Raw genomic sequence first — 15,841 nt, 5'->3', positions numbered from 1 at the left:
TTTCCGTTCACCCACACAACCACGAGGACATCATTCATGGCACAGGTTCAGAGCATCAAGTGTAAAGCCGCCATCGCCTGGGGACCGGGTCAGCCCCTCTCCATCGAAGAGGTCGAGGTCATGCCGCCCCAGGCCGGCGAGGTGCGGGTGCGGATCGTCGCCACCGGCGTCTGCCACACCGATGCCTTCACCCTCTCGGGTGAAGATCCGGAAGGGGTCTTCCCCTGCATCCTGGGCCATGAGGGGGGCGGCATCGTCGAGTCCGTCGGCGAGGGCGTCACCAGCGTCAAGGTGGGGGATCACGTGATCCCGCTCTACACCCCGGAGTGCGGCGAGTGCAAGTTCTGCAAGTCCGGCAAGACCAACCTGTGCCAGAAGATCCGCGCCACCCAGGGCAAGGGGCTGATGCCGGACGGCACCACCCGCTTCTCGAAAGACGGCCAGCCCATCTATCACTACATGGGCACCTCCACCTTCAGCGAATACACTGTGCTGCCGGAGATCTCCATCGCCAAGGTGGACCCGGCCGCCCCCCTGGAAGAGGTCTGCCTGCTGGGCTGCGGCGTCACCACCGGCATCGGCGCCGTGATGAACACCGCCAAGGTGAAGGAGGGTGAGAGCGTCGCCATCTTCGGGCTGGGGGGCATAGGCCTCTCCGCCATCATAGGCGCGCGTCTCGCCAAGGCCGGCCGCATCATCGCCATCGACATCAACGAGAGCAAGTTCGAGCTTGCCCGCAAGCTGGGCGCCACCGACTGCATCAACCCGAACAAGTTCGACAAGCCCATCCAGGAGGTGATCGTCGAGATGACCGACGGCGGCGTCGACTTCTCCTTCGAGTGCATCGGCAACGTCAAGGTGATGCGCGCGGCGCTCGAATGCTGCCACAAGGGCTGGGGCGAGTCGGTCATCATAGGCGTGGCTGGCGCGGGCCAGGAGATCAGCACCCGTCCGTTCCAGCTGGTGACAGGCCGGGTCTGGCGCGGCAGCGCCTTCGGCGGCGTGCGCGGTCGCAGCGAACTGCCGAGCTATGTGCAGCGCTACATGCAGGGTGAATTCCGCCTGGACGACTTCATCACCCACACCATGCCCCTCGAGCAGATCAACGAGGCCTTCGATCTGATGCACGAAGGCAAGAGCATCCGCACCGTCATCCACTACTGATCCCATGAGAGCCCCACCCATCGATGCATGGGCGGGGCAAGGAGTCCTTCCATGAATCTGGACATCATCAGCAGCAACAAGAGCTTCGGCGGCTGGCACAAGCAGTATCGCCACCCCTCCACCGTGCTCGATTGCGAGATGCGCTTCGCCATCTATCTGCCGCCCCAGGCCCTCACCGGCCAGAAGGTGCCCGTGCTCTACTGGCTCTCCGGCCTCACCTGCACCGACGAGAACTTCATGCAGAAGGCGGGGGCCCAGCGCATCGCCGCCGAGCTCGGCATCGCCCTGGTGGCACCGGACACCAGCCCCCGCGGCGAGGGGATCCCGGACGACCCCGGTTACGATCTCGGCATGGGGGCCGGCTTCTATGTCAACGCCACCCAGCACCCCTGGCGAGCGCACTATCAGATGTATGACTACGTCACCCGGGAGCTGCCCGAGCTCATCGAGACCCACTTCCCGGTCTCGACCAGGCGCGCCATCAGCGGCCACTCCATGGGGGGCCACGGCGCCCTGATCGCCGCCCTGCGCGAACCCGGTCGCTACCGCTCGGTGTCGGCCTTCAGCCCCATCAGCCACCCGAGCCGCGCCCCCTGGGGCCAGAAGGCCCTCGGCGCCTATCTCGGCAACAACCCCTTGCTGTGGCAGGAGTGGGACGCCTGCCAGCTGCTGCGCCACCACGACAGCCAGCCCCTGCCGACCCGGGTGGACGTGGGGCTGGACGACCCCTTCCTGACGGAACAGCTCGGCATAGACGCCCTGGCCGAGATCGCGACCGCCAAGGAGTGGCCCCTGGCGCTTCATCGCCATGCCGGCTATGACCACAGCTACTACTTCGTGGCGAGCTTCATCGAGGAGCACCTGCGCTTTCACGCCAGCCACCTGGGCGAGCCGGCCCAGGGCTGACCAGGGCCGGACAGGCCCCCATGGTCGCCCGACCGCCATTAGGCGGGCGGCCATAAACAAGGGAACAGGGAGACAAGGATGACGATCTTCACCACGCTGCTGGCCATGCCGGACCAGTTCGCACGACTGCTGGCACAGGTGCCCGCCGACCAGCTGGACTGGGAGCCCGCCAACTGGGCCGGGATCCCCTCAGAGCGCTTCAGCGCCCGGGGACACCTCTGCCACCTGCTGGACATCGAGACGCAGGGCTACCAGGTGCGCTTTCGCCGTACCCTGGAGGAGAGCCTGCCGGCGCTCGCCTCCCTCGATGGCTATCAGCTGGCGCTGGACCATGATTACCCCCGGCAGGATCCTGCGGTGCAGCTCGACCGCTTCCGCACCGCCCGTATGCAGACGGTGGCGTGGCTCAAGGCGCTGCCCTCCAGCGCCTGGCAGCGGCGTGCCCGCTATGGCGGCTATGGGGAGGTGACCCTGGACGGTCTGGTGCGCCTGCTCGTCAGCCACGACCACCAGCACCTCGCCGGCATGCAGTGGCTGCTGATGCGGCTCAATGCGGATCTGGAGCTCGCGCTGCCCCTCGAGTGAGAACCATGGATAACAAAACAGGCCCTGCATGGGCCTGTTATTTAGCTGTCATCGCGCCGGCTACTCAGCTTCCTGCCCGGGAGATGGCGCCGGACCCTGCGATCTCGCTCTCCAACCTGGGGTTGCCCAGATAGCTGACCGAGCCGGAGCCGGCGATGCCGACCTTCAGCAACGCGCTGGCATTCACTGTCACGTCGCCACTGCCGGCAATATTGACCTCGACCTCCTCTCCTCTGAACTGCGCGCCCGACACGCCACCGGCACCGGCGATGTTGAGCTCCACCTCCCTGGCCGAGCCCTGCCCCAGATCCAGGCTGCCCGCACCGGCAATATTGCCCTCCAGTCGACCCAGTGCCAGCTGGCTGGTGACTATATCCCCCAGGCCGGCCACCGACAGTACCAGCTCGTCTCCCGAAAAACCGCTCAGATCGCCGCGAGCCAGGCCCGCCAGCGCCAGTTCATGGAGCTCGGGCAGGGTGATGGTGATCTCGATGGGCTCGGGGGGATCGAGCCGGTAGCCCTCCTTCACCTCTATCTCCAGCTTGTCCTCCTGCTCGGTCAGCTCCAGGTAGGGCAGCAGGTTCCCCTGCCCGCGGATCAAGATGCTCCTCTCTTCCCCCGCCACCAGATGGATATTGGCGGGCACCCCGGCCAGCACCCGGGTCACCTCCCGGCCCAGGGGGTGCTGCTGCTCTACCAGAGCCCCGGTCCCGCTCACCTTGACGTCATCCTGCCAGCTGCAACCACCCAGCCCCAGGGCCAGCACGGCTCCCATCATCCATTTCATCGCCACTCTCCTCGTTGTGTGTTGGCAAACGCGACCCCTGGGTCCGCACAGCCTGGTGCAGGGGCGATTGCAAGCCACATGCCACAGATCCAAGACTATGATTTTCAAATGAAAATCAGATTTCATCTTCACCACAGCCTTCATCTTGGAGAGCCATTCAGACCATAAGTTGGTCAAACTCACCATGCCCGAACGGGGGGAGACAGCCCACCGGCAGGGCCAGTCGCCACCGGAGGAGCAAGTTTTTGGTTGCCGCCCCGGTCTGTTGAGCCAATAGTGATACCTTGTGCGTATAGAGCTCTCCACCGTGCATTTGTCACCGCCAACAAGGAGTCAGAGCGTGACCCAAGTCAGCCACCCATTCGCCAGCCCAGAGGGCCTGCCGGCCCCGACCCGCACCCCGCTGCTCGGCGGCGACAATCCCGAGCACAAGCGCCGCGAGCTGCTCGACTACTTCTGTCAGACCTTCGATCTCTACGACAGCCTGTTTGACTGCCTGGCCGACGAGCGGGCCTGGTTCAACAAGGCGATCCCCCTGCGCCACCCCCTCATCTTCTACTACGGCCACACCGCCGCCTTCTTCGTCAACAAGCTGCTGGCGGCGCGCCTCATCGAGAGCCGCCTCGACCCCCGCATCGAGGCCATGGTGGCCATAGGGGTGGACGAGATGAGCTGGGACGATCTGGACGAGACCCACTACGACTGGCCCGCCGTCAGTGAACTGCGCGCCTACCGTGGCCGCGTGCGCGCCCTGGTGTGTGATTTCATCGAGCGGATGCCGCTCGCCCTGCCCATCGACTGGCAGAGCCCGGCCTGGGTCATCCTGATGGGGATAGAGCACGAGCGCATCCACCTGGAGACCTCCAGCGTGCTGATCCGCCAGCTGCCCCTGGCCTGGGTGCAATCACGGCCCCATTGGCCCGCCTGCACCCAGGCCCGCCACAGGCGCGACCAGGTGCCCGCCAACAGCCTGCTGCCGGTGGCCGGCGGTCGGGTGCGCCTCGGCAAGCAGGACGCCACCTACGGCTGGGACAACGAATATGGCGAGCGCCACATAGCGCTGGCCCCCTTCCAGGCCAGCCGCATGCTGGTGAGCAACGCCGAGTACTTCGCCTTCGTGCAGGCGGGCGGCTACCAGACCCGGGCCTGGTGGGACGACGAGGGCTGGGGCTGGTGCCAGTATGCCAGGGCGCGCATGCCCAGCTTCTGGGTCGGCGACCCCAGCGAGCCCGAGCAACTGCAACTGCGGCTGATGACCGAGCAGGTCCCCCTGCCCTGGGACTGGCCGGTGGAGGTGAACCAGCTGGAGGCCGCCGCCTTCTGCCGCTGGAAGGCGGATCAGACCGGCCTGCCCATCCAGCTGCCAAGCGAGGGGGAGTGGGCGCTGCTGCGCGAGCAGGTGCCCGGGGATCAACCGAACTGGATCGAGGCACCCGGCAACATCAACCTGGCCCGCTTCGCCTCCTCCTGCCCGGTGGATGCCTGCCCCCAGGGCGACTTCTACGATCTGGTGGGCAACGTCTGGCAGTGGACCAGCACCGCCATCGACGGCTTCGAGGGGTTCAAGGTGCACCCCCTCTACGACGACTTCTCCACCCCCACCTTCGATGGCAAGCACAGCCTCATCAAGGGCGGCAGCTGGATCAGCACAGGCAACGAGGCGCTCAGGTCCTCCCGCTACGCCTTCCGCCGCCACTTCTTCCAGCATGCGGGCTTCCGCTATCTGGTCTCACGCTATCAGGAAGCCATCACAGTGAATCCTTATGAAACCGACGCCCTGGTGGCGCAATACCTCGACTTCCAGTACGGCCCGACCCACTTCGGGGTGGCCAACTACGCCCAGACCCTGGCCAGCCTCGCCAGCGAACTGTGCAGCCGCCATGAGCGGGCGCTGGACATCGGCTGCGCCACCGGCCGCGCCAGCTTCGAGCTGGCCCGCCACTTCCAGCACGTGGACGGGGTGGACTACTCGGCCCGCTTCATCGACGTGGCGCTGGCCCTGGCCAGCCAGGACAGCTTCCGCTATGCCCTGCCCCTGGAGGGGGATCTGGTGGAGTATTGCGAGGCGCACCTCTCCCGCCATGATCTCGGCCGCGAGCAGAGCGATCGGGTCCACTTCAGCCAGGGGGATGCCTGCAATCTCAAGCCCAGGTACGAGCACTACGATCTGGTGCTCGCCTCCAACCTGATCGACCGGCTGCGGGAGCCCGCCCGCTTCCTGCGGGACATTGCTCCGCGCCTTCGCAGCGGCGGCCTGCTGGTGCTCACCAGCCCCTACACCTGGCTGACCGACTACACCCCCAAGGCGAACTGGCTCGGCGGCATCCGTGAAAATGGCGAGGCCCTCTCCACCCATCAGGCGCTGCAACGGCTGCTGGCGGCGGAGTTCGAGGAGCTGTGCCCGCCGAGAGACGTCCCCTTCGTCATCCGCGAGACCGCGCGCAAGCACCAGCATACGGTGGCCCAGCTCACCGTCTGGCGTAAACGCTGAGGGAGCGGCAAACGAGAGAGGGAGGCCAGTGGCCTCCCTCTTCTTTATCCGGGCATCTTACCCCTCCTGAACCTGGGGCAGGGCCTCCTGCTCGCGGTAGCGGCGGGCCAGCACGGCGCACACCATCAGCTGGATCTGGTGGAAGATCATCAGCGGCAGCACCATGACCCCGACGCTGGCGGCGGGGAACATGACGTTGGCCATGGGAACACCATTGGCCAGGCTCTTCTTGGAGCCGCAGAAGACGATGGTGATCTCGTCCGCCCTGTCGAACCCGAGGCGGCGGCTGATCCAGACGTTCCAGCAGAGCACCAGGGCCAGCAGCACGCAGCTCAGCAGCACTATGCTGGCGAGATCGTACCAGCCGACCTGATGCCAGATCCCCTGCACCACGGCCTCGCTGAAGGCCACATAGACCACCAGCAGGATGGAGCTCTGATCCAGCTTGCCGATCAGCGGCCGGTGGCTGTCGACCCAGCGGCCGATGAGGGGCCGCGACAGATGGCCCACCACGAAGGGCAGCATCAGCTGCACCATGATGGCCTGGATGGAGTGCCAGGTGTCGACCCCCTCCCCCTGCACCTGGATCATCAGCCCCACCAGCACAGGGGAGAGGAAGATGCCGAGGATGCTGGAGGCCGAGGCGCTGCACACCGCCGCCGACACATTGCCCCCGGCCATGGAGGTGAAGGCGATGGCCGATTGCACCGTGGCGGGCAGGGCGCACAGATAGAGGAAACCGAGGTAGATGGCCGGGCTCAGCCACTGGGGCACCAGCGGCGTGAGCAAGAGCCCCAGCAGCGGAAACAGCAGGAAGGTGCTGGCCATCACCACCAGGTGCAGCCGCCAGTGGCCGAGGCCCGCCAGCAGGTTCTGGCGCGACAGCTTGGCGCCATGCATGAAGAACAAGAGCGCCACCGCCAGCTTGGTCAGCAGCGCGAACCAGACGGCCACCTGGCCCTCGCAGGGGAAGAAGGAGGCCAGGGCCACCACGGCAATCAATACAGAGGTAAAGGGATCCAGACGCACGGGAAGTCTCCAGGGAAAGCGCGTCCCGCACCGTATGGGGACGACAGGGCACTCGAGGGCCATCCTCAGACGGCGACCCTCGACACGAAACCCCAGCTTACCCCGAACACAGGGTGGCGCAAAGTTGAGCGGCGTATCCAAGCATTCAGTGAAATTAAACGAGTGGGATTTTAGCGCTTTAAAACTGAACACCCAGGGGGGCCACGGCGGGCCGCAGAGACAAAAAAACGGGTGGCCAGAGGCCACCCGCGCTGCACCGCAGTCGATGCTCAGCTCTGCCGGGCCAGGGCGTCGCCCCCCGCCTTGCCCCCGGCCGCCAGCTTGCGGGCCTGACGCTTCTCGAAGCGGGAGATCCACCAGTAGGCCAGCGCCGAGAAGACCGCGGTCATGAAGACGTTGATGAAGAAGGCGCGCACCAGATCCACCCCGGCCGGGAAGGCGGAGGCGCTCATGCTCACCACGAAGATGGTGATCAGCACCGACACCACGCCCATGCCGAAGGTGCGCGACCCCATGCGGAACTCGCGGGGGGTGTCGTCATGTTTCCAGCGGAACACGAAGTAGGCCACCATGATGAAGATGGGCGGCAGCATGGCGGTCCCGGCGGTGAGGTTGATGGCGGTGTTCATCATCTGCTGCACCGACTCGGAGCCAAAGCCGTTGACCACCAGCATCACGAACACGAAGGCAAACTGCCACCAGGCGGCGCGCACCGGCACCCCGTGCTCGTTGAGCCGGGTGGTCTTGTTGCCGTAAACCCCCTGGGGGATCTCGGAGAAGTGGATCTTCACCGGCGCCGAGGTCCACATCATCATGGAGCCGAACATGGCGATGAAGAGCACCACTCCGACCGCGCGGCCCACCAGCGTCTCGGAAAGCCCGAAGTACTGGGCCATGCCGGTGAAGATCTCCACCATGCCGCCGGCATAGGTGAGGCTCTCCCTCGGCACGAAGACGTTCACCAGCAGGGAACCCAGCGCATACATGGCGCCGATGACCACACCGGCGATGATGATCACCTTGATGAAGGACTTCTGGCCGCCTTTCACGTCGTTGAGATAGGCCGCCGCCGTCTCGGCACCACCGGCCGCCTGGAAGATCCAGCACATGATGCCCAGCGTCGCCCAGTTGACGGTGGGGGTCATGGCCTCCAGGGTGATGGGCTGGGCCGCCACATGGTCACCGCCGAGGGCCATCAGGGCACCCAGCACATAGATGGCGAACAGGGCAAAGACGCCGTAGGCCACCAGTTCGGCAATCTTGCCGAGCCAGCTCGCCCCCTTGGTGGAGATATGGGTCGCCGCCGCGAACAGCACGATGGAGATGATCGAGGTGACGGTCGGCGAGAAGCTGTACTCGTACCCCAGCATGGCGTAGGAGGCGTAGGCGATGACGTTCGGCAGCAATGAGACGAACCAGAACAGGTTCACAAACCAGTAGAGGAAGGAGCCCAGATAGGCCATCCGGGTGCCGAGCGGTTTCTTCAGCCAGTCGTACATCCCCGACTCGGAGTTTTTGTTGGCCGAGACGAACTCGGCGATGATGAAGACGAAGGGGATGAAGTAGACGAGGGTCGCCAGCAGGAAGATGGGGGCGGAGCTAAGCCCCAGTTCGATGTTGTTGTTGACGATGTTGCGCACGTTGAACACGGCGGCAAAGGTCATCGACAACAGGGCAAACTTGCCTATGGTGCCGCGTACGGATTCAGACATGGTGTCCTCCAATGGACTCGCGCTCCCTGCGGGCAACGCTGTGACTCTGTGATGTGTTCGGCAAGGGTCTGTCGGCCCCGCGCTTTACTCTCTTGTTATGATCGGGCCGCTTGGACGGCCTCCTTGGTGAACCGGTGCAATCTCCCCGCACCGGCTCGCAATACCAGTCAGACGATGGGGGTGCCCGGCGCCATCGGCACCCGGGGTTGCAACAGCACGCTCTGGCTCTCGTCCGGAGTCTCGGCGCAGAGCAACATGCACTCGGAGCGCTCGCCGCGCATCCTGGTGGGTTTGAGGTTGGTCAGCACCACCACCTCGCTGCCCAGCAGCTCCGCTTCGCGGTAATGGGGCACCAGGCTGGTGACGGTCTGCAGCGGCCGCTCGCCCCCCACGTCGATCTGGACGATATAGAGTTTGTCGGCCCCGGGGTGGCGCACCACCTCCAGCACCTTGCCCACCTTCATCTCGACCCGTTTGAATTCGGCAAACTCGATCGTCTCGCTCATGCTCTTCTCCTTTTCTGGTTCAAGGGTTTGCGGGTGGCCAACGGCCACCCGGCTTGATGGGGTCATGACGGCTGGATGACCGCCTGCGCCGCCGGCTGGGCCTCTTTCGCGCGCGCTTCGGCGCTGAGGGAGGCTTCGTAGCGGTTGTACTTCCACCAGGCGAAGCCGAGGAAAATCACGATCCCGCCGACGTTGTAGAAGATGATGGTCACTATGTCGGCGCCGGTCGGGAAGGTGGAGGCGAGGAAGCCCACCGAGAAGATGGCGATCAGCACCGAGACCACGGCGATCCCCGTGGTGCGCGAACCCATCCTGAAATCCCGCGGCAGGTGATCGAGCTTCAGGCGCAGATTGAGGTAGGCCAGCATGATGAACAGCGGCGGCAGCATGGAGGCGGCAGCGGTCATGTTGATGACGGTGTTCATCAGATCCTGCGCCGTGTTGGAGCCCAGAGTCGGGATCACCATCAGCGGCAGCACGATGAGGTACTGGATCCAGGCTGCGCGGGCGGGCACGCCGTTCTCGTTCAGCTCGACCGTCTTCTTGCCGAAGATGCCGGCCGGAATTTCGGAGAAGAAGATCTTCACCGGGGTCGCCGTCCACATCAGCAGGGAGCCGAACATGGCGGTGAAGGAGACCAGCCCGACGAAGCGGTTCATCAGCACGGTGGGCAGACCGAAATGGGCCGCCAGTCCCTCGAACACCTGCACCGAGCCACCGGTAAATTTCAGGGTGTCGCTATGGACAAACACGTTGATCAGCAGGGAGGCGATGGAGTAGAGCACACCAATGAAGAGCCCGGCGACGATGATCACTTTCACGAAGGACTTGGAGCCCCCTTTCACGTCATTGACGTAGACCGCGACCGACTCGGCACCACCGGCCGCCATAAAGATCCAGGTGGTAATGCCGAGGAAGGCCCAGCTGAAATCGGGGACCATGGCTTCGACCGTGATGGGGTCAGCCGGTTGTACACCGCCGACTAACGCCACACCTGCCAGCAGAATGTAGGAGAGGGTCAGCAGCAGCATCAGGGACGAGGTCACCGAGGTGATGGGGCCAAGCAGCTTGGCGCCATTGGTGGAGACATAGGTGGCAAAGGCAAACAGCACCATGCTTAAGAAAGTGGTCGCCAGCGGGGTGAAAATATATTCGTAGCCGAGGAAGGCATAGGAGGCGTAGGCGATGACCCGCGGCAGCAGCGAGGTGAAGAAGAAGAGGTTCACGAACCAGTAGGTGTAGGCCGAGATAAAGGCCCAGCGACCGCCGAGGGAGCTCTTCACCCAGGCATAGACGCCCGCTTCGGAGTTTTTGTTCAGTGACACAAATTCCGCAATGATCAGGCAAAACGGAATGAAGTAAAAAAGGGTGGCCAGAAAGAACATCGGGGCGGACGCCAGACCGATCTCGATGTTGTTGTTGATGACGTTGTTGAAGCTGAATACCGCCGCGAAGGTGAGCGACAGCAGACCAAACTTGCCTATCGTATTACGTTTGGAATCAGACATGGTGCATCTCCAGACCTGTAGTTATTTCCGCGAAAGGGCGGGGCATGATTTGTAGGGTGAGCCCCGCCCTTCCGGCTTTGTCAGTGCAAAAACAGCGGCTTGTTATTTGTTTTTGAAGTAGCCGCCTTCGACGGTGACCTTGATGATCAGCTTGCGCACCGGCCCGTCGCCGACGAACCGGTAGGCCTCGTCGTTCTCGAAGATCACCACCTGACCGTTGCCGACTTTCTGGCGCTCACGCACCTCACCGGCCAGCCACTCGCGATCCGTGGTGTCGTCATAGGGCTGCTCGACCCCCAGCTCGCTCTTGGCAGCCCACTCCACCGTCTCTGCCCCTTCCAGGTAGTAGTGGACGTCGAAGTAGCGGCGCTGCCCCTCGAACAGGGAGGTGGCCGGACTGGCCCCCTCCTGCAAGCGGTAGATGAGGGAGTCACCGATGGAGTGGCAGATGCCGGGCTTGAGGTTGGCCAGGTTGTCGATGGCCTCCACGCAGCGCCCCCACTTCTTGCCCTCCCGGTAGATGTTTTTGAACAGGGTCAGGTTGCCTAAGGTGATCATGCGAGGTTCCTCCCGCCGTTGATGGTGAGATCGAGCCCGGCCAGCGCAGCCGGATTGAGATTGCCACGGGCGATGGGCAGCAGGGTCAGGCCGAAGCTGAACGGCTCGAAGCGCACCCGCCAGGAGTCCAGCACCTCGGAGCCCCAGGAGTTGGAACCGAGCCCCAGCACCTTGTGATCCAGATTGAGGGTGAGATAGCCGCAGGGCTCCAGCTCGTTGATGTGCTGGGCGGCGTGGATATGCTCCCAGCTGTAGGGCCAGACGCTCAGATTGATGGGGGCATCGGGGCGCACGTAGAGACCGGCGCCGTGGCGGTTGGTCAGGGTTGCCCAGCGCACCTGCTGGCGGTTGCCGTTGTCCTGCGGGAAGGGGTAGTGCTCCCACATCTCGCCGACTGTGCTCTGGAAGCTGTCGATCCAGTTGCTCTGGCGACTGTCCTGATAGTTCTCCCCCGGGCCCATGCCAAGGTAGTGCACCCGATCGAGATCCTGACGAATGCCCAGCTCGAAGCCGATCTTGGGGATGATGTCGTCATAACCGCCGTAGGGCTGACCGGACAGTGCCACATGCAGCTGACCATTCGGGCTCAGGGTGTAGACGTAGCGGCAGCGCATGCCGAAGTCGAACACCGGCGGCGCGATCAGGCTCTCCACCGTCACCTCGACCGCGTCACCCAGCTGACGCCAGCTAAAGGTGCGGAAGTGCTCCTGCATGATCTGCAGGTGGTTCGGGTGCCACAGGCTCTCGTACTCCTGCTTGTGGTTGTCGATCATCGGCTTGAAGAAGGTGAGGCGCGGCGCCCGCTCGATGAGCTCGATGCCATCCTGCTGCCAGCTAACCAGCTTGCCGTCGAGGCGCGAGAAGCGCAGGACGAAGCCGCTGCCGCTTAAGGTCAGGTCGAGGCGCTCATCGGCGATCTGCAACGCCGTGGCATTGGGATTGGCAAAGGGCTGCAGCTGGCGAGTCGATGCCTTCAGCTGGAACTGGTACTGGCCCAGCTCGTGCTCCGCCGCGCTGTAGCGGGTGGCGGTGGCCTTGATGACCCGCAGCTGGACGAAGGTCTCCCGCCCATCGAGGGATGGCAGTTCGAGCTGCAGCTCGGTATTGGCACCGGGAGCCACCCCTTCCAGCCGGATTTGCTGGCTGGCTAACAGCTCGCCTTCTGCCTTCACTTCGATCAGCAGGCGGATGTCGTCGAGAGTGGAGAACCAGTAGCGGTTTTCCACCGCCAGCTTGCCGCTCGCCAGATCCAGGGCCCGCACCTTGACCGGGCAGATCACCTGCTTATATTCACGCAGGCCCGGCCCCGGGGTCTGATCCGGATAGATGAGGCCATCCATGCAGAAGTTGTAGTTGTTGGGGTAGTCGCCGTAGTCGCCACCGTACTTGTAAACGGGGCGACCCTGCTCGTCCTGATCCAGGATGCCGTGATCGCACCACTCCCAGATGTAGTGGCCCTGAATGTGGGGATGGCGGTCGAACACCTGTTGGTATTCGCTGAGGCCACCCGGGCCGTTGCCCATGGCGTGGGCGTATTCGCAGAGGATGCGCGGCTTCTCCATCGGGAACTCGCCGAAGCAGTTCATCTGGGAGACGCGGGAATACATGGTGCTCACCACATCCACCACCTCGGCATCGCGATCCTCTTCGTAGTGCACCAGCCGGGTCGGGTCGATCCCCTTGCAGCGCTGGTACATGGCTCGGATGTTGCAGCCGTAACCGGACTCGTTGCCGAGCGACCAGATGATGATGGAGGGGTGGTTCTTCTGGGCATGAACGTGGCGCTCGATGCGATCCACAAACACCGGCTCCCAGAAGGGATCGTCAGTGATGCGGCTGAGATCGCCGACGTTGGCAAAGCCGTGGGTCTCCACGTCGGTCTCCGCCATCACGAACAGACCGTACTGGTCGCACAGCTCGTAGAAGCGCGGGTCATTCGGGTAGTGGGCGGTACGTACCGAGTTGAGGTTGTGCTGCTTCATCAGCACGATATCGCGTTCCACCCGATCCATGCCGACCGCACGGCTCTTGAGGTGGTCGTTGTCGTGACGGTTCACCCCGTGCAGCTTGAGGTAGTGGCCGTTGACGTAGAAGAGGCCATCCTTGACCTTGATTTCACGCACCCCGACCCGCTGCGGGATCACTTCCAGCAGCTCGCCCTGACCGTTGTAGAGGGAGAGTTGCAGCTGGTAGAGGTAAGAGTCTTCAGCGCTCCACAGATGGGGGTTGGCCAGATCCAGCGTGAAGCGGCAATCACACTTGCCATCGATGGCGAGATGGTCGAGCGAGCCGCTGGCGATCTCGCAGCCCTGATCCAGCAGCGACCAGACCAGACGGTGATCACGGGCGGGAGCGCCCAGATTTTCCAGCTGGATATCGCAGCTCAGGGTAGCGCTTTGATTGTCATCAGCCAGCGCGGTGCGGATGAAGAAGTCCTGCACATGGACAGCCGGTTTGCCCACCAGATAGACGTCGCGGAAGATCCCCGCCATCCACCACATGTCCTGATCTTCGATGTAAGTGGAGTCGGCCCACTGCATCACCCGCACCGACAGCAGGTTCTCGCCAACCTTGGCATGGGCACTGATGTCGAACTCGGCGGTAAGGCGGCTGCCCTTGCTGAAACCGACGTAGTGGCCGTTCACATAGACCTCGAAGTAGGTCTCCACCCCGTCAAACTTGATGATCACCTGCTCGCCGTCCCAGGCCGGGCTCAGCGTGAAGCTGCGCTGATAGGCGCCGGTGGGGTTGTTGGTCGGTACGAAGGGCACGTCGATGGGGAAGGGAAAACCTTCGTCGGTGTACTGCAGCTGGCCATGCCCTTCCATCTGCCACATGTTGGGCACGGTGATCTGGCCCCAGTCGCTCATGGGGCTGTGATAGAAGGCCTCCGGTACCTGCAGGGGATGGTCGAAGTAGTGGAACTGCCACTGGCCGCTTAGGCTCAGAAAACGGCGGCTCAGCTCGCGCTGCATGGTGGCCGCCAGCCCGTGGCCGGCATAAGAGAAGAAGTAGGCGCGCGGAGCCAGCCTGTTTTCACCAACGAATTGGACGTTTTCCCAGTTATTCACATGTCCTCCCGGAACAAGGCAACTTTGACTGGGTAAACCTTAGATAAATATTTACTAAATATCAGTTTTGGATCGATAAAATTTTAACCTGATCACAATGGCTGGATGGTTTTGTGAGCGAGATCAGAAGCGGAGGATAAAAGGGGGTAAAGCAGGCAGGGATGGCATGGATGTTGATAAATGCAGGCAAGCAATGGCTAAAACCACTGTAAAACAATGCATTATGATTTTATCAGGAGAGATAGTGGAGAGGATGATGAAGGGAAGGAGTCGCACCACCGCAAGATGGCGCAACTAAAACAGGCTTTGTTTTACTAAAATCAGCGAGTGGTGCCGCGCAGGGTCAGGCGGCTCGGCACCAGTACCCGAAGCGGAATATCCCGCTCGTCCCGCAGCCGCTCGACCAGCAGATTGACCCCCTGGGAGCCCATCAACTCGGAGTGGATCCGCACCGTGGAGAGCGGCGGGAAGGTGAACTTGGCGGTGGGGATGTCGTTGACGCTGATAAGCTCGATCTGCTGGGGGATCGCCAGTCCCTTCTCGTGGATGGCTCTCAGCACCCCGATGGCGATGGAGTCGGAGGCGACGAACAGCGCCTTGGGCCAATCTCCCGCCAGCATCTCTTTGGCCAGCCGGTAGCCGGAGGCGCTGGAGAAGTCCCCGCGATAGAGATCGCCCTCCTGCACCACCCCCAGCCGCTGGCCGTAGTCGAGGAAGGCCAGTTCACGGAGATCCGGCGCCTCATCCTGACCCCCTATATAGCCGATGCGGCCATGCCCCTGGGCGATAAAGAAGTCCACCACCTGCTGGCTGATGAGCACCAGATCCACGTCCACGGAGTCAAATTCCCCCTGGGATCGGCAATCCACGAACACCAGCTGGGCAGAGAGAGAATGGAGCGCGGCGAGACGCTCCTCGGGCAGGTGGCCGATGACCAGGATGCCGTCGACGGCGGAGAGCTCACGCCCCTCGGCACCGTTGTAGAAATGGGTCAGCTCTATGTTGAAGCGGGCGCACTGGGTCTCGATGCCATAGCGAATGGCGAGATAGTAGGGGTCGTTGACCTCGGTGCTCTGCGGGTAGGCATAGACCGCCAGAAAGTGCAGCTTGCTCTTGTGCACCCCCTTGCGGGCGCTGCTGGTCTTGTACTCCAGCCGCTCGGCAATCTCGAAGATCTTCTGCCTGGTCTCTTCCTTGACGCTCAGCGTCGGATCTTCATTGAGCACCCGCGACACAGTGGCCTGGGACACCCCCGCCTCCTGTGCAATTTCCTTCAACGTGGCCATGCATACTCCTCTGGCGATGACTCCCGACAATACCTGACCAAGAGTAACGGGCAAGCCGCTGACAGCCCAGCATTTTTACTAAAAGAAGCCGGCCTGCATCGAAAAAATCCCAAAGCAAAAAGGCCTCCCGAATGGGAGGCCTCTTCTAAATAGGTGCCTGACAGTGTCCTACTCTCGCATGGCGAATGCCACACTACCATCGGCGCTACCGCGTTTCACTTCTGAGTTCGGCATGGGA

Annotated in this window: 12 protein-coding genes and 1 rRNA gene; 4 read left to right on the top strand and 9 right to left on the bottom strand. The window is 63.2% G+C overall.

Annotation, left to right across the window (positions count from 1 at the left end; genetic code table 11):
- The first annotated feature begins 36 nt into the window (after positions 1-36).
- The 3 genes from AC3WR3_RS16795 (at position 37) to AC3WR3_RS16785 (ending at position 2,655) form a co-directional block, all read left to right on the top strand.
- Positions 37-1,164, top strand: a complete 1,128-nt coding sequence (locus AC3WR3_RS16795) for an S-(hydroxymethyl)glutathione dehydrogenase/class III alcohol dehydrogenase (RefSeq protein ID WP_247627671.1) — start codon at positions 37-39, stop codon at positions 1,162-1,164.
- Positions 1,165-1,215: 51 nt separating this feature from the next.
- The gene (gene fghA / locus AC3WR3_RS16790) at positions 1,216-2,070 is read left to right on the top strand and encodes an S-formylglutathione hydrolase (protein ID WP_247627670.1); all 855 of its coding nucleotides are present in this window, start codon (positions 1,216-1,218) and stop codon (positions 2,068-2,070) included.
- A gap of 78 nt (positions 2,071-2,148) precedes the next feature.
- Entirely contained in the window at positions 2,149-2,655 is a 507-nt protein-coding gene (locus AC3WR3_RS16785) for a DinB family protein (RefSeq protein ID WP_492292441.1), read from the top strand.
- Positions 2,656-2,719: 64 nt separating this feature from the next.
- Here the strand turns inward: AC3WR3_RS16785 and AC3WR3_RS16780 are convergent, their stop codons facing one another.
- The gene (locus tag AC3WR3_RS16780) at positions 2,720-3,442 is read right to left on the bottom strand and encodes a head GIN domain-containing protein (RefSeq protein ID WP_492292440.1); all 723 of its coding nucleotides are present in this window, start codon (positions 3,440-3,442) and stop codon (positions 2,720-2,722) included.
- A gap of 340 nt (positions 3,443-3,782) precedes the next feature.
- Here AC3WR3_RS16780 and ovoA point away from each other — a divergent pair, with 340 nt between their 5' ends.
- Positions 3,783-5,933, top strand: a complete 2,151-nt coding sequence (ovoA, locus tag AC3WR3_RS16775) for a 5-histidylcysteine sulfoxide synthase (protein ID WP_492292439.1) — start codon at positions 3,783-3,785, stop codon at positions 5,931-5,933.
- Positions 5,934-5,990: 57 nt separating this feature from the next.
- On the opposite strand, the gene AC3WR3_RS16770 is transcribed toward ovoA, so the two are convergent.
- The 8 genes from AC3WR3_RS16770 to rrf form a co-directional block, all read right to left on the bottom strand.
- Positions 5,991-6,962: a bile acid:sodium symporter family protein gene (locus AC3WR3_RS16770; RefSeq protein WP_202047902.1), complete on the bottom strand. Its 972-nt coding sequence runs from the start codon at positions 6,960-6,962 to the stop codon at positions 5,991-5,993.
- A 269-nt stretch (positions 6,963-7,231) separates the two neighbouring features.
- Positions 7,232-8,674 carry an amino acid permease gene (locus AC3WR3_RS16765; RefSeq protein WP_492292436.1) on the bottom strand — a complete coding sequence of 481 codons (1,443 nt, stop codon included), beginning with the start codon at positions 8,672-8,674 and terminating at the stop codon, positions 7,232-7,234.
- 167 nt (positions 8,675-8,841) lie between these two features.
- Positions 8,842-9,180 (bottom strand): tRNA-binding protein, encoded by a 339-nt coding sequence (locus tag AC3WR3_RS16760; RefSeq protein ID WP_492292434.1) that lies wholly within the window; start codon positions 9,178-9,180, stop codon positions 8,842-8,844.
- A gap of 62 nt (positions 9,181-9,242) precedes the next feature.
- On the bottom strand, positions 9,243-10,688 hold the full coding sequence (locus AC3WR3_RS16755) for an amino acid permease (protein ID WP_492292432.1): 1,446 nt from the start codon (positions 10,686-10,688) through the stop codon (positions 9,243-9,245).
- 102 nt (positions 10,689-10,790) lie between these two features.
- On the bottom strand, positions 10,791-11,246 hold the full coding sequence (locus AC3WR3_RS16750) for a beta-galactosidase subunit beta (RefSeq protein ID WP_492292430.1): 456 nt from the start codon (positions 11,244-11,246) through the stop codon (positions 10,791-10,793).
- Positions 11,243-14,317, bottom strand: coding sequence for a beta-galactosidase subunit alpha (ebgA, locus tag AC3WR3_RS16745; protein ID WP_492292428.1), 3,075 nt, complete (start codon positions 14,315-14,317; stop codon positions 11,243-11,245). The genes AC3WR3_RS16750 and ebgA overlap by 4 nt, the downstream gene beginning before the upstream one ends.
- A 320-nt stretch (positions 14,318-14,637) precedes the next feature.
- On the bottom strand, positions 14,638-15,603 hold the full coding sequence (gene ebgR, locus AC3WR3_RS16740) for a transcriptional regulator EbgR (RefSeq protein WP_492292426.1): 966 nt from the start codon (positions 15,601-15,603) through the stop codon (positions 14,638-14,640).
- Between the two features lie 155 nt (positions 15,604-15,758).
- Positions 15,759-15,841: ribosomal RNA gene (gene rrf / locus AC3WR3_RS16735) — 5S ribosomal RNA — on the bottom strand; the annotation flags it as partial.

The organism is Aeromonas sp. EU05-FHT14A05 (genome assembly GCF_058791175.1).
This window is presented reverse-complemented; position numbering and strand designations above follow the sequence as displayed.

Coding starts and splice junctions, on each gene's coding strand:
- ebgR (WP_492292426.1), bottom strand. CDS start 15,603: ATGGCCACGTTGAAGGAAATTGCACAGGAGGCGGGGGTGTCCCAGGCC.
- AC3WR3_RS16760 (WP_492292434.1), bottom strand. CDS start 9,180: ATGAGCGAGACGATCGAGTTTGCCGAATTCAAACGGGTCGAGATGAAG.
- AC3WR3_RS16755 (WP_492292432.1), bottom strand. CDS start 10,688: ATGTCTGATTCCAAACGTAATACGATAGGCAAGTTTGGTCTGCTGTCG.
- AC3WR3_RS16780 (WP_492292440.1), bottom strand. CDS start 3,442: ATGAAATGGATGATGGGAGCCGTGCTGGCCCTGGGGCTGGGTGGTTGC.
- AC3WR3_RS16795 (WP_247627671.1), top strand. CDS start 37: ATGGCACAGGTTCAGAGCATCAAGTGTAAAGCCGCCATCGCCTGGGGA.
- AC3WR3_RS16785 (WP_492292441.1), top strand. CDS start 2,149: ATGACGATCTTCACCACGCTGCTGGCCATGCCGGACCAGTTCGCACGA.
- AC3WR3_RS16750 (WP_492292430.1), bottom strand. CDS start 11,246: ATGATCACCTTAGGCAACCTGACCCTGTTCAAAAACATCTACCGGGAG.
- AC3WR3_RS16765 (WP_492292436.1), bottom strand. CDS start 8,674: ATGTCTGAATCCGTACGCGGCACCATAGGCAAGTTTGCCCTGTTGTCG.
- fghA (WP_247627670.1), top strand. CDS start 1,216: ATGAATCTGGACATCATCAGCAGCAACAAGAGCTTCGGCGGCTGGCAC.